Below are 1704 nucleotides of genomic sequence, written 5' to 3'. Positions count from 1 at the left end.
CCTGACTTGCACAGATTTAGTGTGCCAACGCTGACTACGAATGTGGGATGTTCAGGTCGGTGAGGATGGCCGTGGCATCGGCGGTGATGGGGTCGGTGGCGGTGTGCGGGTGGCCTGCGATGGTCAGCCTGATTTCCTGCAGCGGGCGCAAGGTCTTCACGATGTGCCCGATCGAGGCCCCGGTCTCGTCTTGCAGGTAGCGGGCGACGGCGAGTGCGGTGAACACGACTGTGAGGTGCGCGTCGATCGCCTCTCGGGTGTGGTGGAACATCGGCCGCGCTCTCAGGTCGGTTTTCGACATCCGGAACGACTGCTCGACGTGCCAGAGGTCGTGATACTTGCCGATGACCTCGGCCGATCCCATGATCGTGGCGGGCAGGTTGGTGGATGTAGCCCTTGAGCCCGACCAGCGATCGGGCTCGCTCGATGCTCGCGGTGTCGAGGCTGCGCCCTTTGGCTGTGGACACGGACGAACCGGGTGGACTTTGGGGCTTTGGCGCCGTCGACGACCTCGCGGGCCCTCGCCTCTTGGGCGTTGAGGGTTTGGTTGTCGCGGACGGCGCGTCGTTTCGAGTACTTCCAGACCGCCCGCCACGACTTCGAATGAGTATCGGGGCGCCAGACCGGCTCGGCGCGGTGTCGGACGTTGTTGACGGTGCTCTTCGCGTGCCGGGGTGTGACCGTGTCGATGATCTGCCCGTCGGTGAAAACGTCTCCATTCCAATGAAAATGAGAGGCGAGATCGCCCGGAGCCTTGGTGACGCGGGAGCCGACGATGAACTTGAGCCCGGCCTCGTCGAGAGACTTGAGGTTGGTTGCGGAGAGCATGCCGGCGTCGGCGGCGATCACCATCTCCACCCCGGCGATGTCGTGCCGTTCTTGGAACTGGCGCACGATGGGGACGATGGTGTGGGTTTCGGCTTTGTTGCCCTCGAAACAACCGACCTCCAAGGGGAATCCGGTGCGGTCGACGAGCAGGCCGACCACGATCTGTGGATCGACCCGGCGTTCTTTCGAGTAGCCGACCTTGCGGAGGTCGTCTTCCTTCTCGGCCTCGAAATACAAGGTGGTCACGTCGTAGAGCACCAGGGACAGGCCACCGGTCGCCGCCGCATGCTCGAAACATTTCTTCGCGACCTGATCGCGGTAATCGCTTGCAGCGCAACGTTTGAGCGCGTTGACATAGGTGTTGCGGTGGGCTGGGGTCATGCCGATGTCGCCGACCACCCGGGCCGTGTCACTCATCGATGTCGGCTCGACGATCCGGCCGAGAACGAGTTGGAAGAACGCCTCGTCGTCGATCACATCGAAACCCAGCCGCCGCCAACCAGCCTCGATCGTCTCGATCAGCCAGCGGGAACGTTTCGCCGCGATCACCGACCCGCGTTCACGGCCCTCGCCGAGGCCGAGATCGAGTTCCTGTTGGCCAGCCAGCAATCTATCCTGCGCCGTCTGCACCAGGGCCGCCAACTCGCCGTCCGTATGCGCGGAACCGAGGTGCTCGACGACCTTGTCACGGCGACCCTGCTTGACCGCGATCTGCACCGCTGTCGCCCCGGACGCGGTCCGAATCTTGCGAATGTACGCCGCCACCCGACAGATCCTACCGATCGGTTAGTGTGCCAAATCCCGAACCCGCAAGCCCTCTACCAGTGTAGACATCACATCAACACTGGGAATCCGCTCCGACCTGTGCAAGTCAGG

Annotated in this window: 1 pseudogene; it reads right to left on the bottom strand. The window is 63.4% G+C overall.

Going from position 1 to position 1704, the window contains the following annotated elements:
• Positions 1-34: 34 nt before the first annotated feature.
• Positions 35-1593 (bottom strand): annotated as a pseudogene (locus tag ACZI8Q_RS20625) (IS1634 family transposase).
• Positions 1594-1704 lie beyond the last annotated feature (111 nt).

The organism is Rhodococcus quanlei (genome assembly GCF_055231015.1).
This window is presented reverse-complemented; position numbering and strand designations above follow the sequence as displayed.